Source organism: Escherichia sp. AM3 (genome assembly GCF_032029835.1).
GTDB classification, from domain to species: domain Bacteria; phylum Pseudomonadota; class Gammaproteobacteria; order Enterobacterales; family Enterobacteriaceae; genus Escherichia; species Escherichia coli.
Genome location: NZ_JAVUPQ010000816.1, coordinates 1 through 303 on the forward strand (window position 1 = coordinate 1; position 303 = coordinate 303).

Annotated in this window: 1 protein-coding gene; it reads right to left on the minus strand. The window is 49.2% G+C overall.

All coding sequences use genetic code 11. The features are described from left to right. Positions 1–303, minus strand: a 303-nt coding sequence (locus tag RTW80_RS28525) for a substrate-binding domain-containing protein (protein ID WP_312721464.1), incomplete at both ends; no start/stop codon positions are given.

Consider the following 303-nt stretch of genomic DNA (forward strand, 5'->3'; position numbering starts at 1 on the left):
TGAAATCAACCAGTGCTAATTCGGGAGAGGCAACGAGCACGAGAGGATGTTCGCCATAGTTTTCCATAATGAGAGAAGCATCATTGCCCACACGATAGAAAATCCCCAAATCAATTTCATTGGCCAGCAAGCTGTCACGGATTGTATAACAGTTCTGGGATTGCAGAGACAGCAACACATTCGGCGCTCTTTTCTTAAAACTCTTCAGCACCTGCGGGATCTTGTAGGAGAGCAGCGTCTCGCCCACGGCAAGGCGCAATTCACCTTCCGGTTCATCGTTTCGCTGGACAGCCTGCTTAATGC